This is a genomic window from Vibrio parahaemolyticus (assembly GCF_900460535.1).
Lineage (GTDB): Bacteria > Pseudomonadota > Gammaproteobacteria > Enterobacterales > Vibrionaceae > Vibrio > Vibrio parahaemolyticus.
Genome location: NZ_UHIL01000001.1, coordinates 2910054 through 2933247 on the forward strand (window position 1 = coordinate 2910054; position 23194 = coordinate 2933247).

The window sequence follows — 23194 nt, forward strand, 5'->3', positions numbered from 1 at the left end:
GTTGGCAGATTCTACCGAATTTCGTTAACGGGCGCACCTAATTTAAAGTGTAGAGCTTATTGGATAGGTTCACCGAGAACTCGAATGAGGGTGACTTGGCGTTTTGACTCATCTTCAAGCGGTTTTGATAGGCGTTTTGCGAACCACATACCACCGCCTGCAAATAGCATGGATGCGAGAATAACAATGCCTTCTCCACCAGCGGTCAGAGGAGTCAGTAAGAAATGACCAACCATAGCACCAAGAATCAAACCAAATAAAGGCAGTAGATACACCGCCATGGCTGACTTGATAAGGCTGGATTCAGGAAAGCCGATTTCCACGACTTGACCGACTTGCACGTTTTTTTCTGTGCGCAGATGCCACGACAGGCTCTTATTACCTATCGCTTTAGTGACAACACCTGTGCCACAACTTTTTTGCGAGGAGCAGCTGCTGCAACTCGTTTGCTGCTCGCAGCTTAAATCTATCTCGTACTGCTTACCGTGACGCTCTACTCCGGTCACGGTAGCTAACGCAGTCATCATTATTGCTTACTCTTTGTTACATTAAATGTGACAGATTGAGCAATGCGCTGCGCCGTAGCTGGCGGAATATCTCCGACCACAGAGATTTCATAATCACCATTCACAAAACTGTGTAAGGTTCTACGGCCTTGACGAACCAGTTGTCCTTTTAATGAATGCTCATCTTTGTTTGCTACGTAAACAGAGAAGTTGAACAAGCCATCAGAATACAACTGACTTTCTACCATTTGGTCTGTTGATGCCATACGGTAGCGGTTGAGATCGTTTGGATGAAAACCGTCTGGAGTCCAGCCCACAGTCCAATTGCTCGTGCCAATTTCACCTTTCGGCATTGTAAGCACAGCAGGAAGTTGAACGTCTTCAAGGCCGCTCATCAACTCTGCAATTTTAGGGTTTACTGTGTAAGAGATCGTGCGGTATTGCTCTAGCATCTCGCCATCACGATCGACAAGATCGGCGCGAAGTGGCAATTTGCTCTTTTCGTCAATCCAAAGGACATAGGAATAACGTAGTCCGTCTTTCGGCACAATACGCAATACCTGAGTTGGAACACCGGCTTCACGCGCACGCCCTACTTGAACGTAGTCGTAATACAGGTTTAGCTCGTCGATATTGGTGTTGAGCATCGGTATCGTTGGTGCAACCATTTTGCCTGATTCGATAGTGAACGGTTCCACGCCAGTTTCGATATAACTCACTTCTGTTCCGCGACGAATCACCTCACGTACAGGTCCACTTAAATAAACAAGATGAGCGTACTGATCTTCGCCGTGTGTCGCGTGACGATACAGCAAAGGCTCAATGCTGTTCTTTTTGATAAGGATGTAAGAAAGTTCGTAACTTAAATTCTTACTCGCCTCGCTCATTTGATGCAATAAAGCCTCCGCCGGCTTATCACCAGCAAAGGCTTGCGAAGACATCATACTGAACAGAGCGCAAGCGCTGATCAGAAATTTTTTCATTCACTATCCGGAGTCAGATGCGCATCTTGCTGAGATGCGTCACTGTTAATTCTTAACTGCAATTCGTAGTCACGCAGCATAGCATGAACGCGTTTACGTTGCTCCTGCATATTTGCCTCACCCACTGAGCGCTCTACGGACTCACGAGTTAAGCTCACAGGTTCAGCACTGCCTGCAAACGGAACGGTTTGCAAAACTGGTAACTGTTCAGCTTGTGGCGACATTGGATCGCTACCACCGTATTGCTGCACACCTAAGATAACGACTAGCGACACACATGCAGCAACAGCGACTTGCCCAAACTGAGTTAACCACGCTGGCAACTGACGTTTGGCTTTTTGCGGTTCTGGTTGCGACTCTTTAGGCGCATCAGCGATTGAAATGACATTGGCACTGCGCGAATCGATCGCTCGATGCACAGGTTCATCTTCTAACGCTAACGCTACGCTTTCAGCAATATTCCACTCAGGTTTTGCTGGCGCCTCGCCTCGCATAACATCACCAATTAGGTGATAGTTCTGCCAAGCTTCACGGCTCTCTTGGTCTTGCTCTAACTCTTGAATTAAAGCCTTATCGACCAATTCTCCATCCATGAGAGCTGAAAGTTGTTCTTTGTCAGCCATTGTTTTCACCATAGTTATTACTTGTACTAGCGCTGTAAAAGAGGTCTGATTTTCTTTTCCACCGCTTCACGAGCACGGAAGATACGTGAACGTACCGTTCCTACCGGGCAATCCATTACTTCAGCAATTTCTTCATAACTTAAGCCATCGAGCTCTCGCAATGTCATTGCTGTCTTTAAATCTTCAGGTAAAGCTTCGATTGCACTGAACACTACCCGTTGCAATTCTTTGGACAACGTTAAGTTCTCAGGGTTCGAAATTTCTTTAAGTGCACTACCTGTTTCGTAAAATTCAGCTTCTTCAGCATCAACATCTGTCGCTGGGGGTCTGCGCCCTTGAGCCACAATGTGATTTTTCGCAGTATTCACTGCAATGCGATACAGCCACGTATAAAACGCACTTTCCCCGCGAAAGCTAGGGATAGCTCGGTAAGCTTTGATAAAGGCTTCTTGTGCTACATCTGGTACATCGCCAGGATTACTAACGTATCTGGAAATAAGATTACACACCTTGTTCTGATACTTTGTTACCAGCAGGTTGAATGCTTGCTTATCACCATTCTGAACTCGCTCAATCAATACTTGATCGGTCAGCTGCTCGTTCATTCGAGCGGATACTCCTATTTGTTATGCCCCTACTCTTCTCAGATATGGGTACTAATTATGCAAAACGTAGTATTGACACCACTGCTTACTTGAGCACTATTGTGACTCCAATGTGAATGAGAAAGTTCCATGGTTTCTCAAGTTTTTTGTCATTGTTTTTTCACAGTGTGATGTCATGCGCCAAATCCCATGCACTGCCTGACTTATGTCTAATTTGACAAGCGAGCATATTAAAGGGAAATGGGTATAATGGATGATCTCTGTCCCAGATTGTGCTGGGTAGAAACTAGAAAAGCAATGAGATTGACAAACTATTACTTTTCATTTGCATGGCTATTGGCTGTCTGAATAACGCGTTTTCAACCAAAACTCAGAAAACAACCGTGTGTCATTAGGCCTCAATGACCTAAGCATGCAAAAAGAAGAGTGGCTCAAGTCACCAGAGTAACTGTGATTTAGATAAGTCTCCCAACTTAGCCCTTAGTGACGGATGTCACGCATATGGAATGCACATGGTGTGCAAATAATACACAAGGTAACGTTGTTACCTTAGCTTGGGATTATAAAAGTTATATGAACACAAATCGTGAACATGAATGTGATGTGTTAGTGGTAGGGAGTGGCGCTGCGGGCTTGTCGTTGGCTTTACGTGTCGCAAACCACTGTAAAGTAATGGTACTCAGCAAAGGACCGCGCAGCGAAGGGGCAACTTACTACGCTCAAGGCGGTATCGCCGCTGTGTTCGATGAATCCGACACCATTGAGTCGCACGTTGAAGATACCCAAATTGCCGGGGATGGTATCTGCGACGAAGAGACCGTGAGATTCATTGCAGAACACTCAAAAGAATGTGTGCAATGGCTGATTGACGGCGGTGTACCGTTTGACCGTGAAGACGATGATTCTGACGATGAACCTCGTTACCACCTAACCCGCGAAGGTGGCCACAGCCGCCGCCGTATTCTGCACGCCGCAGACGCAACCGGTATGGCAATGCAAACCTCATTGCAGGACAACGCCCACAACCATCCCAATATTCATGTTCTTGAACGCCACAACGCTCTGGACTTGATCACTGAAGATAAAATCGGTGGTGATAAAAACAAAGTCATCGGTGCCTATATCTGGAACCGAAACGAAGAGCACGTAGAAACCGTGCGCGCCAAATTTGTGGTTCTAGCGACAGGTGGCGCGTCAAAGGTTTATCAATACACCTCTAACCCTGATGTCTCATCGGGTGATGGTATTGCTATCGCGTGGCGAGCTGGCTGTCGAGTGGCGAACTTAGAGTTCAACCAGTTCCACCCAACTTGCCTTTACCACCCTGAAGCTCGCAACTTCTTGCTGACCGAGGCCCTTCGTGGTGAAGGCGCTTACCTTCGTCGCCCAGACGGCACTCGCTTTATGCCAGATTTTGATGAGCGTAAAGAACTCGCCCCCCGCGATGTTGTCGCTCGTGCCATCGACTTCGAAATGAAACGCTTGGGTGCAGACTGCATGTATCTCGACATCAGTCATAAACCAGCGGACTTTATCACCAAGCACTTCCCCACCATTTACTCGCGCTTGATGGACTTGGGCATTGATATGACCAAAGAGCCTATTCCAATCGTACCAGCTGCGCACTATACCTGTGGCGGCGTGATGGTGGATCAAAACGGTCATACGGATTTGAAAAATCTATACGCGATTGGCGAAGTGAGCTACACCGGCTTGCATGGTGCTAACCGTATGGCATCGAACTCACTGTTGGAATGTGTGGTTTATGCGTGGTCTGCTGCAAAAGATATTCTGAAACATCACACCAGCATTGAGCTGCCTTCACGTGTTCCATGTTGGGATGAAAGCCAAGTCACCAACAGCGATGAAGAAGTTATTATTCAACACAACTGGCACGAACTTCGCCTGTTCATGTGGGACTACATGGGCATTGTGCGTACCGATAAGCGCTTAGAGCGTGCATTGCGCCGCATTCAACTGCTACAACAAGAAACGCATGAGTACTACAGTAACTTCCGCGTATCTAATAACTTGTTGGAACTGCGTAATCTACTGCAAGTTGCAGAGCTTATGGTTCGCTGTGCGATGCAGCGTAAAGAGAGCCGAGGCCTGCACTACACGCTTGATTACCCAAATCAACTGGAAAACAGCGGCCCGACAATTCTGGTACCAGCAAAACAGTTAACCGATAAATAATATCGAATCTAACGCTTATCAACAGGGAGCTTTGGCTCCCTGTTTCATTTTCCATTGACGCAAAATCAAGGAAAGTTGCCGATAGCACCGTTCATCACAACTGTCTCGCCAAATCGTCACCATTTCACCCGACTCTAGCGTAAAGGAGAGTTTAAAAGGCAGCGTCGTCAGGCTGACGTGTTTGATATGCGAATTACTCGTTTCATTTTTTACCGTGCCGTCGCTGTGCACATACCAATGCCCTTGACTCGACAAAAGGACAAAGCCTGGATCACGTAGCTTGCTAGCAATCAGTAATAACAAATAAATCGATAATACGAGCGGAATGTCGGAAAGAGACACGGCCCAAGTCAAGCTTAAGAAAACGGTCAGATTGCTGACTTGAGCCGTAATTGAGGAAGATACGTTAAGATTAACGAACTTTGCTGAGGTTGTGGGCAACAATTTTATCAACCATTGCTGCGTGGCCTAGGTTCTCGCTACGACCATGTCCCATCACCCAAGTGAACAGATCTGGATCATCACATTCAAGCAGAGAAACAAAGTCACGCTGTTCTTGTTCGTTCAGCGCATCAAAGCACTCTTCAAAAAACGGCATAATCACCACATCCAGCTCAAGCATGCCACGACGACAAGCCCATTTAATACGCGCCTTTTCTTCAGGAGTGTACATTCATTATTCCTTCATAGATGTCTTGTTATTAATGCGGAGTGTAACAAGGGATGTGCTACGTCACTAGTGTGCGGGTCACAATACGTTAAGTAACTTCAAGGTGTCAGATTCAAAGCTGGTCACTGATTCAACACCACTGAACCTCACGTTTAGAAACAGCGAGCTCTTTCCTAATTATTCTGCCATGAAATCACGATAGAAAACGTCACCTATCCTTGATTGGCATACGTTGTTGACGTTTCTTACTCAAGGTTGATTAGATTTCCAAATTACCGCTACATCTGAAAACTGAGCGGTTCTCGCTAAACCGAACACCTTAAGGTGACTTGGGCATATTGAAAGCTGACAAATGGTGAATCTGCATTTAACATAGCTGAAAAATATCTTCAAAAGGCATTGTAATCATGGAATGGCAAACTCGCTTTTCACCGCTCAACCTATCGACTCAAGATGCTCTACCAGAACTGTCTATCTCACGACTCGATCATCTAGGCATGATCACCATGGTAGGCGATGACAAAAAATCGTACCTGCATGGTCAAGTTACCTGTGATGTGGTTTCTCTAGAAAAAGACCAATCAACACTCGGTGCGCACTGCGACGCGAAAGGTAAAGTGTGGAGTGTATTCCGCTTGTTCCATCATGGTGATGGCTACGGCATGATCCAGCCGAAATCTGCGATTGAAATCGAACTGAAAGAAATAAAAAAATACGCCGTATTTTCCAAAGTCACGATTGAAGAATCTAACGATGTGATTCTTGGCGTTGCAGGTGTCAACGCCGATGCGTTTGTGTCTGCTTTAAATGAAGATGCCGGTGATGTACGCATCATCAATGGCGGCACTGCGGTAAAAGTAGAGGCGAACCGTTGGTTACTTGTTGTGACAGAAGAAGCGGCGCAAGCACTGATCGAAAACAGCGATGCTACGCTGACAACACGCGAGCTTTGGACTCGGTTCGACATTGAATCTGCACTGCCATTCGTTTCTGCCACAGCGCAAAACGAGCACATTCCACAAGCCTTGAACATTCAAGCCCTAGGTGGCATTAGCTTCACTAAAGGCTGTTACACAGGCCAAGAAACCGTAGCTCGAGCGAAATACCGCGGCACAAACAAGCGCGCTATGTACATCGTGAAAGGCGTAACGTCGACCGCGTTAAACGATGATGCGATTGAACTAGAACGCAGCGTAGGCGACAACTGGCGCTCAGTCGGCACGTTACTGGCTCACTATCAATTCAGTGATAACCAAGCTATGGGTTTGATCGTGTTACCAAATAATCTGGATGACGACACTCGCCTTCGTTTGACGTCTCAGCCTGATTGTGAATGGGCCATCGCAGAATTGCCTTACAGCCTTGATGATGAATAATGCCATTCATACTCCTTTGATGCAGTTTCTTGCCGACCAAAACATCACGTTTCGTCTGCTTCCGCATCAAAGACCAGCTACAACAATTGAGGATGCCGCGCAACAACGCGGCATTCGCCCTTCTCAAATGGTCAAAGCGATATTGCTGCGAGACATGGGCAATCAATACGCCCTCGCCTGCGCCCCTGGTGATCGCAGTGTGGATCCAAAAAAGGTACGAGCTTTACTGCAATGTCGCCGCATGACTTGTGTCGATCAGGCCGATGTAGAAGCCATCACTGGTTATAAAATTGGCACTGTGACGCCGTTATTACTCAAACGACAGATGCCGATTGTGTTTGACCCAAGCTTATTGGAAGAACGTGAAGTCACCATCAGCAGTGGGGACCGCATGGCAGGGCTGGCGTTATCCATCGACGATTTGGTTCAGTTGTGCCAACCCACCGTGGCCGAAATCTGTCGTTAACATCCAATTCATAATGCAATAAAGCGCAGTGTTCTCATCACTGCGTGATCTCCCTCATATCTATAAAAACACGCCGCAGAATTTTTAATCAAAATTAAAACATAAATAGTCACCATTATAAAACTCGTATATGCTGATTCTGTTGGTTAAGTTTTCAACAAGCACTTAACCAACATAAAGTGAATCGGCTGACAGGCATGACCACGCTCGTGATGTCAGCTATCCACTTTTGTGTAATGCATCTGTGACTATTCGCCCGCTCAAGCGGGCTTTTTTTGCTTGGAACTTTTTTCAAGCAGTCTCATCTAATCTTGTGTAAGCAAGCTATAACACTTAGATAGAAGGTGTAGGTTTGAAAAGGAAACAATTAGCAAACAATCATTTTCCTTCTATTCTTATTTCTGTAACAAAACTATTGCTTAATGCACCACGTATGAAGGAGAACAGAAACATTTGGGTTCCTTCCAGTGTAATTTTTTGGGGTAATCCTCACGCTATTTGAGATATCAGTCTGTCAATTTGTCTAAGGCAGCACAATTCTCCAAAGCGATACATTTCACCTGTACTTAATACTATTGCTGTCACAATAATTTTTACGTCCAAAACGTAGAATAACTGGGCTAAGTAAGAGAAAAGGAAAGTAAATATGAGACTGTTTAAGCGCTATACACCAAGTATGATTGCTAAACATATAAGTCGTCTTTTTAAGGGAAGAATCTATATTTACGGGGTCGGAAGATTCGAGTTTGATAACGGTAAATTGATACTACCGGAAAAAGCGGAACAACGTCATTTTCGAGCGGTAAAAGAGATTAACCAAGAAATAATGAAACTCCGATGCGCATACGCTTAGCACTTCATCGATGTCAAAAAGATAAGTAAAACAAAGGCTGGATTATCCAGCCTTTTGTATTTTCAGGTAATGTAACTCAGAGCTATTGACGAGCCAGTTCTGGTAGGTGCCCCTTCAAACCCAGTGCACGCTTCATGATCTCATCTTTAGCACCCGGTAATTGTCCCGCTAAACTCAAGCCAATACCGCGAACCAGTTTTTTCGCTGGATGGCCACCAGAGAATAAATCACGGAAACCTTGCATCGCCGCAATCATCTTCGCCGCTTCAGCCTTACGCCAACGCTCATAGCCACGCAGATTGCGTTTACTACCAATGTCTTGCCCTTGTTTCCAAAGAGTCAGTACTTCTTGCGCCAGACTGGCTGCATCCAATAAGCCGAGGTTCACGCCTTGGCCAGCTAAAGGGTGGATGGTATGAGCCGCATCACCAACCAGTGCAACACGTTCAACCACAAAGTCTCGGGCATAACGCATTTTTAGCGGAAACGCAGCCCGCTCTCCCACCACTTCACACACGCCTAAACGAGCATCGAATTCGCTGGTTAGCGTTTTGTTGAACACTTCATCGCTCATGGCCAGCAATTCTTCCGCTCGGTTTGGCTCTGTCGACCAAACGATAGAACACATGTTTGGTTGAGACATCGGTAAAAATGCCAAAGGCCCATGAGGTGTAAAAATCTGACGCGCGATGCTGTGGTGCGGATCCGCTGTTTTCACATTAGCAACCAACGCATGGTGACCGTAGTCCCAATGCGTCAAAGGAATATCCATCTGGTTACGCAGCCACGAATTCGCGCCATCTGCGCCCACCACCAACTTCGCTGTCATCGCTTGGCCGTTATCGAGCGTTAACCAACTCTCTTGTTCACCAACCGCGAGTGTCGCACAGCGCGCAGGCATGAATAACGTTACGTTCTCTAGCTTTTGCACTTGTTCCAACAACGCTAACTGAATCACGCGATTTTCAACGATGTGACCCAAATCAGGTTGCGCCATACTTTGTGCATCAAACTCTATTTTTGCGAAGCTGTCTTGCTCCCACACTTCCATACCGTAGTAAGGTGAAGCTCGGCGTCGCTCAATACCCTGCCAAGCTCCTAGCTTACGTAAAATGGTTTCACTTGAGCGGCTCAGTGCAGAAACTCGCACATCAGGCAGTTCATTCAACGTTTCATCTGGCACTTTACCTTCGATCACGGCGATACGCAGGTCACTGTCTTTGAATGCGGCGGCAAGCGCCAACCCAACCATCCCTCCGCCGATGATGGCGATATCTACACTTTGCATCATTGCTATTTATTACCTAATAACTGGTTGTTACCTAGTTTGTTGCAGTCAATCATCGTTTCACTAAACCAAGAGTATGGCGCAAGAGCGGCTGCTTAAAAATAGAAAGGTTATCCATCGCGGCTAAGGCTGTATTTCGCCCAATTCGCATCGCGAGTAAATCGTTCGAAAAAACATGGACTAACGAGCTTGTTAGCCAAATGGTTTCGTTGCGGTCTGCTTCTCGGCGTTGACTAAAGCGGATCAGGCCTTGGTAACGCCCAACATCTTCACCTTGCTTGACCAGTTCCTCAGCGAGAGTGACCACGTCTCGGATCCCCAAGTTGAAGCCCTGCCCAGCAATGGGATGCAGCGTTTGTGCTGCGTTACCGACTATCGCAAAACGGTGTGAAATATTTTGCTTACGGTGACGAAGCAACAACGGATAGCTCGCACGGAGGCCCACTTTTTGCATCGCACCTAATCGCCAACCAAAATCTTGCTGAAGCCGTTCAAGAAATTCGCTTTCAGACAATTCCATTACAATTTGAGCTTCATCAGGGCGTAAGCACCACACGAGCGACATTCGATTATCACTCATTGGCAGCAGGGCAACTGGGCCGTTTTCAGTAAAACGCTCAAATGCGCGACCTTGATGCGGCTCTTGAGTCACAATATTGGCAATTACGGCAACTTGGTCGAAATCATGCTCAGAAAGCTCCAAACCAATTTGCTGACAACATTGCGAAACCGCACCATCGGCGGCAACAAGTAATTTCGCATTAAGCAACTCACCACTAGCAAGCTCAATCGTCACATTTTCTTGAGTTCGGGTAATGTGCTTCGCGGAGTTTGGGCAGTACAAATCGATAGCGGTACTGTGAGTCAGCAATTCTTGGTAAACACGACCAACATCGGCTAACTCTACGACATAACCTAACGCTTCAACGCCAACGTCGTACTTAGTGATGTCCGTCATTCCCGCATGAGAACGATCGGACACATGGATGTGTTCAATCGGGGTCGTAAAAGGTTCAATCGCAGACCATAACTCTAAGTGACGCAGCAGGTTAACCGTACCATAAGACAAAGCAATCGAGCGCGAATCAAAGCCCGGATGCTGATCAGATTGCGCTTTAAACGGTTCAACAACGGCAACACGCAAAGCCCCTTGAGACAAATGCTCAATCGCTAAAGCTAGTGTAGCCCCAGCCATGGCACCACCAGCAATTACTACGTCATATTGCTTCATGTTAACCTCTGGTCTATCTACGATTAATGGATCGTCGGTTTGCTTTCGCTGCTTTCTGGGCGAGCTCCGAACTCTGCATGAATGGTAAGTACGCAAGCTTTCACGTGTTCAATGACTTGTTCCAGCAATTGTGCTTGTTCACCAAAGTCATCATCTTCATCAATGCCTAACTTGGCAATTTCTTCTAGGTCAGCCAACGCTTCTTTTGCATCATCCGATGCATTGTTCAGCGCAATGCCTGCTAAACCAAGACCAGAGATAAAGTGATTCACAAAATCAGACAAGCTATCTGCCAACGCGAATAAACCCTCTTCGCCCGACTCATCCGGCAGAAGTAGTGACAGCTCCATGGATGAACCCGTTAGCTCGTTCGCCGTCACTTTGAAGACCGTCTGTGCAAAAGCTAACGCAGTCGTTGGCCAGCCCATGCCATCATTGGTGTAATCGAATAGAATTGGTTGCCAGGTTTGATCGTTAATCGCCAATCCACCACTTAGCATGCCGACAAGCAAACCGTGCAGCTCAGCAGGTGTCACAGCTAAACTTGCAGATTGTAGCTCTGCAGCAATAGATTGATATTCTGGAAGGGTGATTTCACTCATAACTTGGCTCATTCTTGCGTAATAATGTATCGACATATCCTACCATCAAGGTTAGTCGTCTGAAACGGCTATCAAATTCAATTTTGAACACCATTTGTTCAATTTGCCCAATTCCTGTGTGATCACGTCATCATTTCTCTTTCTGTGATGGGAAATGCTTGAATCTTAATAACGGTTTTCCTATAGTTTCCTCCTCGGTAGTTGCACGTAGCAACACCTTAGATAGCGCGAATATAGAGTTTATTCATCATGAGCAATCAAGCGATCGACGTAGAAATACTAGGCAAAGTTACACGAGTAAATTGTCCAGCAGGGCAAGAAGAGTCTCTCGTTGCAGCAGCAAAAGATCTTGATCGCCGATTGAAAGAGATGAGCGAACGTACTAAGGTAACCAATGAAATTCAACTGCTGACGTTTGCTGCATTAAACATTTGTTATGAGTTGCACACCAAGTCATACGAATCAAACGGTCAACAACAAGAAATTACTGAGCGCATGGAAAAGCTCACCGCGTCTTTAGAGAACGCACTAAGCAAAGTTACGCAAGGACAGCCGTAGATACAAAATTTACCCTGGGGTGTTCGTCAGACGGATTTAAGTCCCTGAGCCGATAAGCAATACCAAAGGGTTAGTACTTGATAGCTATTGAGCAAGCTTGGCATGCACCGAGAAGCCTACGGTTATCATTGCTGATCCGCCTTGAACCAGCTGGTTCAAGGGCCACAATCCTCAACGGCACCCTGGGGTATTCCTCTATGTCAGAACTTTCTCGACAAGACTTTCGTAAATTGATCCGTGAAAAACGCAACGCCTTGTGTAGCGATACGCAGTTTCAAGCGGGGCTAGACCTAGTTACTCAATTCGCCCAACTTCCAGAAATCCAACAAGCGCAGAACATTGCCATTTATCTCTCTGCCGATGGTGAACTCGATACGAAGCCACTGATTGAATGGTTATGGCAACAGGGAAAGTCGGTGTATTTACCCGTCATCCATCCGTTTTCAAAAGGCCAGTTATTGTTTCTTCAATACGTGAATGAAGATCAACTGGTCTACAATAAGTACCGCATTCTCGAACCAAAGCTCGATATTCGCCACCTTCTTCCCGTCAAACAATTAGATGTAATCTGCACACCTTTGGTCGGCTTCGACAGCATCGGGCACCGCTTAGGTATGGGTGGAGGCTACTACGATCGCACTCTTTCTCATTGGTTCAAGACAGGAGAAGGTGCCAAACCGATTGGCATTGCTCACGATTGCCAGCATGTAGAACGCTTACCAATTGAAAGCTGGGATATTCCATTACCTAAGATCGTGACTCCAAGCCAAATATGGCAATGGGAAAAGTAACGCTTAGCCGCTATAATCACGCCCGCAAACGTTAACGAACATCTATTCAGGAGATTGGCATGACTCAAGATGAAATGAAAAAAGCGGCTGGTTGGGCAGCACTTAAATATGTTGAGAAAGGCAGCATTGTCGGTGTTGGCACAGGCTCTACCGTGAATCACTTCATCGATGCACTAGGCACTATCAAAGATGATATCAAAGGTGCAGTGTCTAGCTCAGTTGCTTCTACAGAGCGTCTAAAAGAGCTTGGTATTGAAGTTTTTGAGTGCAACGACGTAATTAAGCTAGACGTATATGTTGATGGCGCAGACGAAATCAACCCTGCGCGTGAAATGATCAAAGGTGGCGGTGCTGCGCTAACTCGTGAAAAAATCGTTGCAGCAATCTCTGAAAAGTTTGTATGTATCGTTGACGACACGAAAGCGGTTGACGTGCTTGGCCAGTTCCCTCTTCCTGTGGAAGTGATTCCAATGGCACGTTCTTACGTTGCTCGTGAGTTGGTGAAACTTGGTGGCGACCCTGCATACCGTGAAGGTGTTGTAACGGATAACGGCAACATCATCCTAGATGTGCACAACATGCAAATCACCAACCCGAAAGAGATGGAAGACAAAATCAACGGTATCGCGGGTGTGGTAACGGTTGGTCTTTTTGCTCACCGTGGTGCTGATGTTGTGATCACTGGTACGCCAGAAGGCGCAAAAATTGAAGAGTAAATAACAGCCATGAATCGGTCTATCTGATTCAGTTTTCTGTTATTTCATTACAGACGGTGCTGCAAGGCGCCGTTTTTTATTCCTTTCTCTAAGAAAATTATCTCTTATTCCGTAATTTTCTTACCCAAAGCAATTTTTTTTTGTTACTTTATTGAACAGAAGACGCACAAGGAAACGTTTGTCCTCCTACAAAACTATTAATTATCCCCTTTTTAATGGTTTTGCCCAATGTGCGCCACATTAGCCCACCTTTCCATTTTAAGGACGAGAAAAAATGGCCAAAGTTTCACTGGAAAAAGAAAAGATTAAGATCCTCTTACTCGAGGGACTTCACCCTTCTTCAGTTGAAGTTCTTCAAGCAGCTGGTTACACCAACATTGAATATCACAAAGGTTCGCTTTCAGAGGAAGAACTGATTGAAGCAGTTAAAGATACGCACTTCATCGGTATCCGCTCCCGAACGAATCTATCCGAGGAAGTGATCAATGCGGCAAACAAACTGGTTGCGATTGGCTGTTTTTGTATCGGAACTAACCAAGTCGATCTTGGTGCGGCGGCAAAACGTGGTATTCCTGTATTCAATGCACCGTTTTCAAACACGCGAAGTGTAGCAGAACTCGTGCTTGGTCAGATTCTTCTGCTCCTTCGTGGGATTCCTGAAAAGAACGCTTTAGCACACCGTGGTATTTGGAAGAAGAGCGCAGACAACTCTTACGAAGCGCGTGGTAAACGTCTTGGTATCATTGGTTACGGCCATATCGGTACTCAGCTGGGCATTATTGCTGAAAACTTAGGTATGCGCGTGTACTACTACGACATCGAAAACAAACTATCACTTGGCAACGCAACGCAAATCCACACGATGAGCGAGCTGCTAAACAAATGTGATGTTATTTCGCTGCACGTACCAGAAACACCTGAAACGAAGAATATGATGGGCGAAGAAGAATTTGCTCGCATGAAGCCTGGCGCAATCTTCATCAACGCCGCTCGCGGTACCGTTGTTGATATTCCTGCGCTTTGCCACAGCCTAGAAGCAGGTCACTTAGCTGGCGCAGCAATCGACGTATTCCCAGTTGAACCAAAAACAAACGCTGACCCGTTTGAATCTCCACTACAGAAATTCGATAACGTCATTCTAACGCCACACGTGGGCGGCTCTACTCAAGAAGCACAAGAAAACATCGGCGTGGAAGTTGCGGGTAAACTGGCGAAATATTCAGATAATGGTTCAACACTATCAAGCGTTAACTTCCCTGAAGTATCTCTGCCTGAACACGGTCGTGAGTGCTCTCGCTTACTGCACATTCACAAAAACCGCCCAGGTATTCTGACTCAAATTAACACAATCTTCGCAGAAGAAGGCATCAACATCGCAGCGCAGTACCTACAAACTGAAGCTGAGATCGGCTACGTAGTTATTGATGTGGAAACTGAGCGTTCAGAAGAAGCACTAACTAAGCTGAAAAGCATTGAAGGCACGATTCGTGCTCGTATTCTTCATTAAGAAGAATCCATACAACAAAGGCAGGGATTATCCCTGCCTTTTCTTTTTGTGTTACCAAAACAAATTATTTTAATTTGTAAACCACATCCACTTGGTCACGAATTACAAGAGTCGAGTCTTGGTAACTGTTCGAACCTTGCTTGCTGTCCATCGCCATTGAGCGCATCAACACAGGCTGTACATGCATTTGGTTATAGTTAATTTGCCAGATTCCGCCGAGTTTTTTATCAAAGCCAGATGCAAGCGATGCCGCTTTTTCTCTCGCATCTTTGATCGCAGCCATGCGCGCTTTTTGTTGGTATTCCACTTGATTGCTCACTTTCAATTGGATGTTGTCGACCTGATTAATGCCAGCTTTCAACGCCATATCCAAATACTGGTTAAGATCGGCTAAATCTGTCACTGTTACATTGATGCTGCGTGATGCTCTGTATCCAACCAACTCCGCTTTGCCCGATTTAGGGTAGTGATACTGAGGCGCAAGATACAGGTTTGAGCTGGTGATATTGTCCTTTGATAAACCAGCATCAGACAGATATTGGAGAAAATCTTCGACTGTTTTATCGACGGATTGTTTTGCTTGTTCCGCTGTCATGGTGGTATCCACCACTTTTACAGAAAAGGTCGCCATGTCTGGTGTTGCGACCACCTCACCGTAACCCGTTGTTGTTACGTGAGCAAATTCAGGCACATCAGCCAAGACTGAAACACTGCTAAGACTAAGAGCTGAAGCCAGCAAACACGAATACAGTTTCATTCGACAAATCCATCCATATCAATAGTGAAGTGTCTCCACAAATCAGCATCACCGACTTTGTTAAGTCGCCGAGCTGTAGGAGTAAGTGGTTTCATAATAGAAACTTCCGGTGATTATCCAAGCTCCTAACTTCACTTCTAACACAACTTTGACTGTGTAACTTTGGTGTAATTTCAACCATTCGTCATTTAATATTCGTCAGAAATGGTCGTCTATTCAATCACTACTGTGGTAAATGACGCTGTGCATAATTGACAATCGCTTGTGAAATCTCCTGCAATACGCCAGTTTCCAGCTGCCAATGATGCCAATAAATACGATAAGACATCAGGAAGCCAGGCGTAATATCAATTAACGAGCCTTGCTCTAGCTCATCAGTAATTTGCAGACGAGGGATCAAACAATATGCCACTCCAGCTAACGCCATTTTGAGAAAAGCCTCTGAGCTGCTGATGTTGTGATGAATCACGCTATCAGGACGCACATTGAAATGCTCCGTGAGAAACTTTTTATGTAAGTCATCATACTGATCGTAGGAAACCGCTGGCGCCTTTGCTAAGGTCTGATTGTTTACACCTTCAGAAAAGTAACGCTGATAAAACTCAGGGTTAGCCACACAAACGTAATCAATTCGTCCTAAGTAATCGGCGCGACAATTTGGTATTGCTTGAGACTCTAAACTGATCGCCCCTGCGACCTCACCACTTTTCAGTTTTTCTATTGAACGTGATTCACCGTAAATCGTCAGCTTCAACTCTACTTGACGAGTTTTCATGACATCTTGCAAAGCAGGCAGTAACCACGTTGCCAAACTGTCGGCGTTAGTAGCCAAAGACAGTTGTACTGGGCGCGTTGTAGTATCGTTTTTTATCTCAGGTAAAATTTCGTGCTCTAGCAACCGAACTCGGCGGTAAAGCCCCAATAGTTTTTTCCCAATGGGAGTTGGCTTGGGTGGCTGCTCTCGAATTAACACAGGTTGCGCCAAGAATTTTTCGAGCTGTTTAATACGCTGCGAAATGGCAGATTGTGAGACAAACAGATGCTCAGCAGCTCGTTCAAAACTGCCTTGATAAACAACGGCATCCAAGGCTTCTATCCATTTGTAATCCAACCCTCGCATTCACTTTCTCCCAAAAACCCAACACCAAACCACCAAATAAGTAACTCTAATAATATATTAAAATCATTAATTATACTTATTTTACCAAAGCCATTATCTTTCTCGTCTCTGTCGTTTTCTTAATTATTTGAGGTGTATCGTGAGCTTTTGGGTTTTATTGCAAGGATTTGGTTTAGGGGCATCGATGATCATTCCGATCGGAGCACAAAATGCGTATGTCTTGAATCAAGGCATAAAGCGCAATCACCACCTGACGACAGCCACTATTTGTAGCGTCTTAGATATGATCTTCATTTCTCTAGGTATCTTTGGTGGTGGAGCTATTCTGTCTCAAAATGAAATCCTACTGACATCGGTGACGCTTGGTGGTATTGCCTTCCTGAGCTTCTATGGACTACTTTCGCTTAAAAGCGCATTCAAGCCAGAGAATGAATCGGAATCAAAAGGGGAAGTCGTAGCTCGTGGACGCCGAACGGTCATTTTAGGCGCATTAGCTGTCACCGTGCTCAACCCACATTTGTACTTAGATACCGTTGTTATCTTAGGCTCAATCGGTGGACAATTTGAAGGCCATGATCGAATCGCTTTCGCGTTAGGCACTATTATGGCGTCATTTGTTTGGTTCTATACCTTGTCGATGGGCGCCGCAAAACTCGGGCCTACGCTATCTAAACCGAACGTAAAAAAAGGCATCGATATCGCCGTTGCACTGATGATGTTCACCATTGCTTATGTACTCGCGAGCGAGCTCATCACTAAATACTGGTAATCCAAACCAAAGGGTATAAATGACATGGAGTCACTGGAAAACATCTATCGCATCAACAAAGAGCGATTGCATTCGCTCTCGATTCCATTTCGAGAATGGCGACATGAAGCCATTCTCGACTTCGACACCGACCTTAAAGTCGCGAAAGAACTCGGCTGGCAAGGCACACATAGCAAAAGCTTATTTTTAACACTCAAAGGTGGCGGGTATGCCGTGTTCATTACTGATAAAGACTCTCGCCTTGATGCCAACACGATTAAAGCAATATTAGGCAAGCGACCTTCTATTGGTAGTGATGAACTCATGCAGGAATTACTTGGCTGCCTACCCGGTGCTGTTTGCCCGATAGGTTTACCACCAGAGGTTGCGATCGTGGTGGATACTAAGCTCTATCATCACGAAGAGTTGCTTTATACACCAGGGCTACCAGAGCGCACCTTCGGTATTGCAGGTATTCATTTAAAACCACTCTTACAGATAGGTAATAACCCTCTGTTTGAAATATAAAAAAAGCGAGGCTAGTGCCTCGCTTTTTAGATTATCTATCGTTCGAATTAAGATTCGACACGGTTCAAATGAACATCCATTTGTGGGAATGGAATTTCGATACCGTTCTCGTCCAATGCTTCTTTAATGCCTTGCATTGAATCGAAGTACACACCCCAGTAATCCGCAGTTTTAACCCAAGGGCGCACTACGAAGTTAACTGAAGAATCAGCTAGTGTTAGAACACCGATAGTCATATCAGGATCTTTCAAGATACGAGGATCTTTTTCTAGCGTTTCGCGAATCACTTTCTTCGTTAGCTTAAGATCGGCTTTGTATGAAACACCGATAACCAAATCTACGCGTCGCGTTGCATGGCGAGAGTAGTTCGTGATTGCACCACCAATAACAGACGAGTTAGGTACAACAACCATTTTGTTGTCTGGTGTTTTTAGAACTGTTTGGAAGATTTGAATCGCTTCAACACTACCCGCTACGCCGCCAATCTCTACATAGTCGCCAGATTTAAATGGACGGAATGCAACAATCAGTACGCCTGCCGCAAAGTTTGATAGAGAACCTTGTAGAGCAAGACCAACAGCAAGACCTGCCGCACCGATTACAGCAACAACCGATGCCGTTTGAACACCTAAGCGGCCCAGAGCTGCGATAAGTACGATAACGAATAGTAGGTAACGAACAAGACCGTGAATAAATTCTACGACCGCCTTATCCATGTTTTTCTTTTCAAGTACTTTGGAAACACTGCCAGCGACTGCTTTAACGATAATATTACCGATAAATAGGATAATCAGCGCTGAAATAATGTTCACACCGTACTGAATAAGTAGGTCTGAGTTGTTTGTAAGCCAAGTCTCAGCTTGAGTCAGCCCATCTGTTAGAGTGGTATCGATACCCATCGATTCACCTGCCATAATTCTTATCCTCAAAAATAAAGATATATAAATCTAATTGCCGTTAACTTATGAGCCTTGTTTTTTATAGGCCCTTATCTACAACAATATCCCTATTGCCCAACTGAACAGTGTCAGATTTTTGGCACGATATCCCAACTTTGACATTTTGCAAAGTCAGAGTTTCGCAAAGATATGCAAAACAAGGCTTTATCAGAATTTTCTGATATCGACCTGTTACAGAGTACGCAATGCTTTAACATTTCGCCACTTCTATTACCTAGATTCATGCGAAGCGGCTAAAAAACAACCTAATGATTATTGGCGCATTATTGATACGTGCTTACATGCCCCCATCCATTCTTCTATTCAGCATGGGTATAAATCTATTTAACGTTGAAGAAAGCCAAATGACAGACACAAAAAAACCCGCTCAAAGAGCGGGTTTTTAGATAACTCAATTCAGACGAATTATAGTACGTCGATTGCGTTAAGGTCAGCAAATGCTTGCTCAAGACGAGTAACCATTGAAGCTTGACCAGCACGTAGCCATACGCGTGGATCGTAGTACTTCTTGTTTGGCGCGTCTTCGCCAGTTGGGTTACCGATTTGACCTTGTAGGTAATCGTGGTTTTCAGCTTCGTACTGACGGATACCATCCCAAGTTGCCCACTGTGTATCAGTATCGATGTTCATTTTGATAACACCGTAGCCGATAGATTCACGGATTTCTTCTAGAGAAGAACCAGAACCACCGTGGAATACGAAGTTTAGAGAGTTCGCTGGAAGACCGAATTTCTCAGAAACGTACGCTTGAGAATCACGTAGGATAGTTGGAGTTAGAACAACGTTACCTGGCTTGTAAACGCCGTGTACGTTACCGAAAGATGCTGCGATAGTGAAACGGTGGCTGATAGCGTTTAGTTTCTCGTATGCGTATGCAACGTCTTCTGGAGAAGTGTATAGCTCAGACGCGTCCATATCAGAGTTGTCAACGCCGTCTTCTTCACCACCAGTACAACCAAGTTCGATTTCTAGAGTCATGTTCATTTTAGCCATGCGCTCTAGGTACTTAGCAGAAATTTCGATGTTCTCTTCTAGAGACTCTTCAGAAAGGTCGATCATGTGAGAAGAGAATAGAGGTTTACCAGTTTGCGCGAAGTACTCTTCACCAGCGTCTAGTAGACCGTCGATCCATGGTAGAAGTTTCTTAGCAGCGTGGTCAGTGTGTAGGATTACTGGAACACCGTAAGCTTCAGCTACAGCGTGAACGTATTTCGCACCAGCAACAGCACCTAGGATTTGAGCTTCTTGACCTTCAAGTTTTAGACCTTTACCAGCAAAGAAAGCAGCGCCACCGTTAGAGAACTGAACGATAACTGGAGCTTTAACTTTTGCAGCTGCTTCAAGTACTGCGTTTACAGAGTCAGTACCAACACAGTTTACTGCTGGAAGTGCAAAGTGGTTTTCTTTTGCAACTTCAAATACTTTCTGAACGTCATCGCCAGAGATAACACCTGGTTTTACGAAGTCGAAGATCTTAGACATGGATGTAATCCTATTTATCTGTCGTTTTTAAACAAAACTTGTTAAGTTGAAAATCTTGCAAACGTTTGCTCACAACTGAGGCTATTCTAGCAGAGTTCCTCTCACGTTGCAGCAAACAAGAAAGCGGGAGAGTAACTCCCCCGCTTTGCTTTAATTACTTAGCGCGTGCTTCTAGCATTTCTACTGCTGGAAGAACTTTACCTTCTACGAACTCAAGGAAAGCGCCGCCGCCAGTAGAGATGTAAGATACGTCAGCTTTGATACCGAACTTGTCGATAGCTGCTAGCGTGTCACCACCACCTGCAACAGAGAAACCTTCAGAAGCTGCGATAGCTTCAGAGATACCTTTAGTACCTGCTTCGAAGTTCTTGAATTCGAATACACCTACAGGACCGTTCCATAGGATAGTTTTCGCGTTTTTAAGGATTTCAGCTAGAGCAGCTGTTGATTCTGGACCAAGGTCGAAGATCATGTCGTCGTCTTGTACTTCAGAAACGTGTTTGATTTCTGCTTCTGCGTTCTCGTCGAATGCTTTCGCACATGCAACGTCAGTTGCCACTGGAATTGCACACTCGTCCATTAGTTTCTTAGCAGTGTCTACTAGGTCAGCTTCGTATAGAGATTTACCAACGTTGTGACCAGCAGCAGCGATGAATGTGTTAGCAATACCACCACCAACAACAAGTTGGTCAGCGATTTTAGATAGAGATTCAAGAACAGTTAGCTTAGTAGAAACTTTTGAACCACCTACGATAGCAACCATTGGACGAGCAGGCTTGTCCATTGCTTTGCCTAGAGCTTCTAGTTCGTTTGCTAGTAGAGGACCAGCACAAGCTACAGGAGCGTGCATACCAACGCCGTGAGTTGACGCTTGAGCACGGTGAGCCGTACCGAATGCATCCATTACGAATACGTCACATAGTGCTGCGTATTTCTTAGATAGCTCTTCTTCGTTTTTCTTCTCGCCTTTGTTGAAGCGAACGTTTTCTAGAACAACAAGCTCACCAGCGTTTAGCTCTAGGCCATCTAGGTAATCTTTAGCAAGTTTAACTTCGCAATCTAGTGCGTCGTTTAGGTAGTTAACAACTGGTTGTAGAGAGAACTCTTCAGCGTATTCACCTTCAGTTGGACGACCTAGGTGAGAAGTAACCATTACTTTAGCGCCAGCTTCTAGGCAGTGCTTAATAGTTGGAAGAGATGCGATGATACGTGCATCAGAAGTTACTTTACCGTCTTTTACTGGCACGTTTAGGTCAGCACGGATGAATACACGTTTACCTGCAAGATCCAGGTCAGTCATCTTGATTACAGACATGATGTGTCCTCTCAAATATTTAATAATTAAAGTTTTTGAAAACTCGGCAACCCTGCCAAGCCTGTTAATTCTTCAAACTGGTTATAGATATGGAGATACGTCAGATTTATTTCAAGGCTTGAAATAAAAATTCTCTCCATCACTTCTTCACCTTTAAAGCTCCACTTGTGAAGAAGCTTTCATTGCTAAAGCGGTATCCAGCATCCGGTTAGCAAAGCCCCATTCGTTATCGCACCAAACGAGCATTTTTACTAATTGCCCGTTACTCACTCTTGTCTGAGTTCCATCCACTATCGCGCTATGGGGATCGTGGTTAAAGTCGATGGAAACGAGTGGCGATTCAGTATAGTCAACAATGTTACGTAATGTACACTGAGATGCGTTAACAATGGTTTGATTTACGTCATTAACTTTCACATTTGTATTAATTGTGACACTTAAATCCATTGCAGTGACGTTAACTGTCGGAACTCGAACGGAAATGGCTTCGAATTTGTTGGAAAATTTCGGGAAGATTCTTTCAATTCCTTTATGCAACTTGGTGTCAACAGGAATGATAGATTGGCTCGCAGCTCGAGTACGACGTAAGTCATTATGGTAGGCATCAATAACTTGTTGGTCGTTCATGGATGAGTGGATTGTGGTAATGGTACCTGACTCAATCCCAAATGCTTCATCCAATACTTTGATGATGGGAACAATACAGTTGGTGGTACATGAACCATTGGACACCACGCGGTGTTCATCTTTGAGAGTTTCGTGGTTCACACCGTAAATAATGGTGTTATCGAGATCGTTCGCTCCTGGGTGAGAGAAGAGCACTTTCTTCGCTCCGGCTTCGATATGGGCAAGACCATCCGCCTTTGAACCATAAACGCCGGTACAATCTAAAACGATATCGACTTCAAGGTCGCGCCACGGAAGCAGTTCAATTTCAGAGAGATGAAGAATTCGGATGGCATCATATTCACCGCTTTCATGGTGAACATTCAAATGTTCTTGATCGTGGGAGATTTTCTTACCGAAACGGCCATGACTGGTGTCATATTGTAGAAGGTGAGCCATTGCCTCTGGTTGAGCAAGCTCATTAACCGCTACCACTTTAATCTGCTGATGTTTGCCGCTTTCATAGACAGCTCGCAGAACATTACGACCTATACGTCCAAATCCATTGATCGCAACTTTTAGCATTTATCCTTCGTCCCACCAAAAATTTCGTGGCACAGATAGTACCTGATAAGGCTGAAAAACGCACCTAATGAATCATAGTAAAGCATGATTTAAAAAGGCTGGGACATAGCCCAGCCTTCTTTG

The 23194-nt window shown here is 45.1% G+C and carries 25 protein-coding genes and 1 other RNA gene; 11 read left to right on the forward strand and 15 right to left on the reverse strand.

Going from position 1 to position 23194, the window contains the following annotated elements; translation table 11 throughout:
* Positions 1-56 precede the first annotated feature (56 nt).
* From DYB02_RS14815 to rpoE, 4 genes are read right to left on the reverse strand one after another with little or no spacing between them, the layout of a single operon-like run.
* A complete protein-coding gene (locus DYB02_RS14815) occupies positions 57-527 on the reverse strand; it encodes a SoxR reducing system RseC family protein (RefSeq protein ID WP_005493915.1) in 471 nt (156 codons plus the stop codon).
* The gene (gene rseB, locus DYB02_RS14820) at positions 527-1489 is read right to left on the reverse strand and encodes a sigma-E factor regulatory protein RseB (protein WP_005490311.1); all 963 of its coding nucleotides are present in this window, start codon (positions 1487-1489) and stop codon (positions 527-529) included. Before rseB ends, DYB02_RS14815 begins: the two co-directional genes overlap by 1 nt.
* A complete protein-coding gene (locus tag DYB02_RS14825; RefSeq protein ID WP_005481241.1) occupies positions 1486-2112 on the reverse strand; it encodes a sigma-E factor negative regulatory protein in 627 nt (208 codons plus the stop codon). The genes rseB and DYB02_RS14825 overlap by 4 nt, the downstream gene beginning before the upstream one ends.
* 26 nt (positions 2113-2138) lie before the next feature.
* Positions 2139-2717: an RNA polymerase sigma factor RpoE gene (rpoE, locus tag DYB02_RS14830; RefSeq protein WP_005493913.1), complete on the reverse strand. Its 579-nt coding sequence runs from the start codon at positions 2715-2717 to the stop codon at positions 2139-2141.
* Between the two features lie 573 nt (positions 2718-3290).
* Here rpoE and nadB point away from each other — a divergent pair.
* A complete protein-coding gene (nadB, locus tag DYB02_RS14840) occupies positions 3291-4913 on the forward strand; it encodes an L-aspartate oxidase (protein ID WP_025612414.1) in 1623 nt (540 codons plus the stop codon).
* An 18-nt stretch (positions 4914-4931) separates the two neighbouring features.
* Here the strand turns inward: nadB and DYB02_RS26120 are convergent, their stop codons facing one another.
* Both DYB02_RS26120 and DYB02_RS14850 read right to left on the reverse strand, forming a co-directional pair.
* On the reverse strand, positions 4932-5366 hold the full coding sequence (locus DYB02_RS26120; RefSeq protein WP_077345657.1) for a protein YgfX: 435 nt from the start codon (positions 5364-5366) through the stop codon (positions 4932-4934).
* Positions 5326-5586, reverse strand: coding sequence for an FAD assembly factor SdhE (locus DYB02_RS14850; protein WP_005458651.1), 261 nt, complete (start codon positions 5584-5586; stop codon positions 5326-5328). The genes DYB02_RS26120 and DYB02_RS14850 overlap by 41 nt, the downstream gene beginning before the upstream one ends.
* A gap of 404 nt (positions 5587-5990) precedes the next feature.
* On the opposite strand from DYB02_RS14850, the gene ygfZ reads away from it, so the two are divergent.
* The 3 genes from ygfZ to DYB02_RS14865 all read left to right on the forward strand — a co-directional run bounded on the left by ygfZ (position 5991) and on the right by DYB02_RS14865 (position 8278).
* The gene (ygfZ, locus tag DYB02_RS14855) at positions 5991-6959 is read left to right on the forward strand and encodes a tRNA-modifying protein YgfZ (protein ID WP_029804538.1); all 969 of its coding nucleotides are present in this window, start codon (positions 5991-5993) and stop codon (positions 6957-6959) included.
* Complete coding sequence (locus DYB02_RS14860) at positions 6952-7425, forward strand: aminoacyl-tRNA deacylase (protein ID WP_005481229.1); 474 nt, start codon at positions 6952-6954, stop codon at positions 7423-7425. The genes ygfZ and DYB02_RS14860 overlap by 8 nt, the downstream gene beginning before the upstream one ends.
* Before the next feature lie 646 nt (positions 7426-8071).
* Positions 8072-8278: a DUF1107 domain-containing protein gene (locus tag DYB02_RS14865; RefSeq protein ID WP_005380970.1), complete on the forward strand. Its 207-nt coding sequence runs from the start codon at positions 8072-8074 to the stop codon at positions 8276-8278.
* Positions 8279-8360: 82 nt separating this feature from the next.
* Here the strand turns inward: DYB02_RS14865 and DYB02_RS14870 are convergent, their stop codons facing one another.
* From DYB02_RS14870 to DYB02_RS14880, 3 genes are read right to left on the reverse strand one after another with little or no spacing between them, the layout of a single operon-like run.
* Entirely contained in the window at positions 8361-9569 is a 1209-nt protein-coding gene (locus DYB02_RS14870) for an FAD-dependent 2-octaprenylphenol hydroxylase (protein ID WP_029804540.1), read from the reverse strand.
* 49 nt (positions 9570-9618) lie between these two features.
* Complete coding sequence (gene ubiH / locus DYB02_RS14875) at positions 9619-10797, reverse strand: 2-octaprenyl-6-methoxyphenyl hydroxylase (RefSeq protein ID WP_025606734.1); 1179 nt, start codon at positions 10795-10797, stop codon at positions 9619-9621.
* A gap of 23 nt (positions 10798-10820) precedes the next feature.
* Positions 10821-11399 carry a YecA/YgfB family protein gene (locus DYB02_RS14880; protein ID WP_005457285.1) on the reverse strand — a complete coding sequence of 193 codons (579 nt, stop codon included), beginning with the start codon at positions 11397-11399 and terminating at the stop codon, positions 10821-10823.
* Between the two features lie 249 nt (positions 11400-11648).
* Here DYB02_RS14880 and DYB02_RS14890 point away from each other — a divergent pair, with 249 nt between their 5' ends.
* The 5 genes from DYB02_RS14890 (at position 11649) to serA (ending at position 14971) form a co-directional block, all read left to right on the forward strand.
* On the forward strand, positions 11649-11957 hold the full coding sequence (locus DYB02_RS14890; protein ID WP_005484120.1) for a cell division protein ZapA: 309 nt from the start codon (positions 11649-11651) through the stop codon (positions 11955-11957).
* Positions 11958-11965: 8 nt separating this feature from the next.
* A non-coding RNA gene (gene ssrS, locus DYB02_RS14895) (6S RNA) lies at positions 11966-12150 on the forward strand.
* A 4-nt stretch (positions 12151-12154) separates the two neighbouring features.
* Entirely contained in the window at positions 12155-12748 is a 594-nt protein-coding gene (locus DYB02_RS14900; protein ID WP_023585650.1) for a 5-formyltetrahydrofolate cyclo-ligase, read from the forward strand.
* A 59-nt stretch (positions 12749-12807) separates the two neighbouring features.
* Entirely contained in the window at positions 12808-13464 is a 657-nt protein-coding gene (gene rpiA / locus DYB02_RS14905; RefSeq protein WP_005493901.1) for a ribose-5-phosphate isomerase RpiA, read from the forward strand.
* A 274-nt stretch (positions 13465-13738) separates the two neighbouring features.
* Positions 13739-14971, forward strand: coding sequence for a phosphoglycerate dehydrogenase (gene serA / locus DYB02_RS14910; protein WP_005482463.1), 1233 nt, complete (start codon positions 13739-13741; stop codon positions 14969-14971).
* A gap of 64 nt (positions 14972-15035) precedes the next feature.
* Here serA and DYB02_RS14915 read toward each other — a convergent pair whose 3' ends face one another.
* Both DYB02_RS14915 and DYB02_RS14920 read right to left on the reverse strand, forming a co-directional pair.
* A complete protein-coding gene (locus DYB02_RS14915; protein WP_023585651.1) occupies positions 15036-15728 on the reverse strand; it encodes an oxidative stress defense protein in 693 nt (230 codons plus the stop codon).
* 223 nt (positions 15729-15951) lie between these two features.
* A complete protein-coding gene (locus DYB02_RS14920; protein WP_005482449.1) occupies positions 15952-16848 on the reverse strand; it encodes a LysR family transcriptional regulator ArgP in 897 nt (298 codons plus the stop codon).
* Positions 16849-16987: 139 nt separating this feature from the next.
* Here DYB02_RS14920 and DYB02_RS14925 point away from each other — a divergent pair, with 139 nt between their 5' ends.
* Together DYB02_RS14925 and DYB02_RS14930 are read left to right on the forward strand one after the other, a co-directional pair.
* Positions 16988-17617, forward strand: a complete 630-nt coding sequence (locus DYB02_RS14925; protein WP_025623201.1) for a LysE/ArgO family amino acid transporter — start codon at positions 16988-16990, stop codon at positions 17615-17617.
* Between the two features lie 24 nt (positions 17618-17641).
* Positions 17642-18124: a YbaK/EbsC family protein gene (locus DYB02_RS14930; protein ID WP_005493893.1), complete on the forward strand. Its 483-nt coding sequence runs from the start codon at positions 17642-17644 to the stop codon at positions 18122-18124.
* A gap of 47 nt (positions 18125-18171) precedes the next feature.
* On the opposite strand, the gene mscS is transcribed toward DYB02_RS14930, so the two are convergent.
* The 4 genes from mscS to epd all read right to left on the reverse strand — a co-directional run bounded on the left by mscS (position 18172) and on the right by epd (position 23071).
* Positions 18172-19038 carry a small-conductance mechanosensitive channel MscS gene (gene mscS, locus DYB02_RS14935; protein ID WP_005482477.1) on the reverse strand — a complete coding sequence of 289 codons (867 nt, stop codon included), beginning with the start codon at positions 19036-19038 and terminating at the stop codon, positions 18172-18174.
* Positions 19039-19488: 450 nt separating this feature from the next.
* A complete protein-coding gene (gene fbaA / locus DYB02_RS14940) occupies positions 19489-20565 on the reverse strand; it encodes a class II fructose-bisphosphate aldolase (protein ID WP_005482445.1) in 1077 nt (358 codons plus the stop codon).
* A 154-nt stretch (positions 20566-20719) separates the two neighbouring features.
* Positions 20720-21880, reverse strand: a complete 1161-nt coding sequence (locus tag DYB02_RS14945) for a phosphoglycerate kinase (RefSeq protein ID WP_005482432.1) — start codon at positions 21878-21880, stop codon at positions 20720-20722.
* Positions 21881-22033: 153 nt separating this feature from the next.
* Complete coding sequence (gene epd, locus DYB02_RS14950) at positions 22034-23071, reverse strand: erythrose-4-phosphate dehydrogenase (protein ID WP_005461726.1); 1038 nt, start codon at positions 23069-23071, stop codon at positions 22034-22036.
* Positions 23072-23194 lie beyond the last annotated feature (123 nt).

Coding starts and splice junctions, on each gene's coding strand:
- DYB02_RS14815 (WP_005493915.1), bottom strand. CDS start 527: ATGATGACTGCGTTAGCTACCGTGACCGGAGTAGAGCGTCACGGTAAG.
- rseB (WP_005490311.1), bottom strand. CDS start 1,489: ATGAAAAAATTTCTGATCAGCGCTTGCGCTCTGTTCAGTATGATGTCT.
- DYB02_RS14825 (WP_005481241.1), bottom strand. CDS start 2,112: ATGGCTGACAAAGAACAACTTTCAGCTCTCATGGATGGAGAATTGGTC.
- rpoE (WP_005493913.1), bottom strand. CDS start 2,717: ATGAACGAGCAGCTGACCGATCAAGTATTGATTGAGCGAGTTCAGAAT.
- nadB (WP_025612414.1), top strand. CDS start 3,291: ATGAACACAAATCGTGAACATGAATGTGATGTGTTAGTGGTAGGGAGT.
- DYB02_RS14850 (WP_005458651.1), bottom strand. CDS start 5,586: ATGTACACTCCTGAAGAAAAGGCGCGTATTAAATGGGCTTGTCGTCGT.
- ygfZ (WP_029804538.1), top strand. CDS start 5,991: ATGGAATGGCAAACTCGCTTTTCACCGCTCAACCTATCGACTCAAGAT.
- DYB02_RS14860 (WP_005481229.1), top strand. CDS start 6,952: ATGAATAATGCCATTCATACTCCTTTGATGCAGTTTCTTGCCGACCAA.
- DYB02_RS14865 (WP_005380970.1), top strand. CDS start 8,072: ATGAGACTGTTTAAGCGCTATACACCAAGTATGATTGCTAAACATATA.
- DYB02_RS14870 (WP_029804540.1), bottom strand. CDS start 9,569: ATGATGCAAAGTGTAGATATCGCCATCATCGGCGGAGGGATGGTTGGG.
- ubiH (WP_025606734.1), bottom strand. CDS start 10,797: ATGAAGCAATATGACGTAGTAATTGCTGGTGGTGCCATGGCTGGGGCT.
- DYB02_RS14880 (WP_005457285.1), bottom strand. CDS start 11,399: ATGAGTGAAATCACCCTTCCAGAATATCAATCTATTGCTGCAGAGCTA.
- DYB02_RS14890 (WP_005484120.1), top strand. CDS start 11,649: ATGAGCAATCAAGCGATCGACGTAGAAATACTAGGCAAAGTTACACGA.
- DYB02_RS14900 (WP_023585650.1), top strand. CDS start 12,155: ATGTCAGAACTTTCTCGACAAGACTTTCGTAAATTGATCCGTGAAAAA.
- rpiA (WP_005493901.1), top strand. CDS start 12,808: ATGACTCAAGATGAAATGAAAAAAGCGGCTGGTTGGGCAGCACTTAAA.
- serA (WP_005482463.1), top strand. CDS start 13,739: ATGGCCAAAGTTTCACTGGAAAAAGAAAAGATTAAGATCCTCTTACTC.
- DYB02_RS14915 (WP_023585651.1), bottom strand. CDS start 15,728: ATGAAACTGTATTCGTGTTTGCTGGCTTCAGCTCTTAGTCTTAGCAGT.
- DYB02_RS14920 (WP_005482449.1), bottom strand. CDS start 16,848: ATGCGAGGGTTGGATTACAAATGGATAGAAGCCTTGGATGCCGTTGTT.
- DYB02_RS14930 (WP_005493893.1), top strand. CDS start 17,642: ATGGAGTCACTGGAAAACATCTATCGCATCAACAAAGAGCGATTGCAT.
- mscS (WP_005482477.1), bottom strand. CDS start 19,038: ATGGCAGGTGAATCGATGGGTATCGATACCACTCTAACAGATGGGCTG.
- fbaA (WP_005482445.1), bottom strand. CDS start 20,565: ATGTCTAAGATCTTCGACTTCGTAAAACCAGGTGTTATCTCTGGCGAT.
- DYB02_RS14945 (WP_005482432.1), bottom strand. CDS start 21,880: ATGTCTGTAATCAAGATGACTGACCTGGATCTTGCAGGTAAACGTGTA.
- epd (WP_005461726.1), bottom strand. CDS start 23,071: ATGCTAAAAGTTGCGATCAATGGATTTGGACGTATAGGTCGTAATGTT.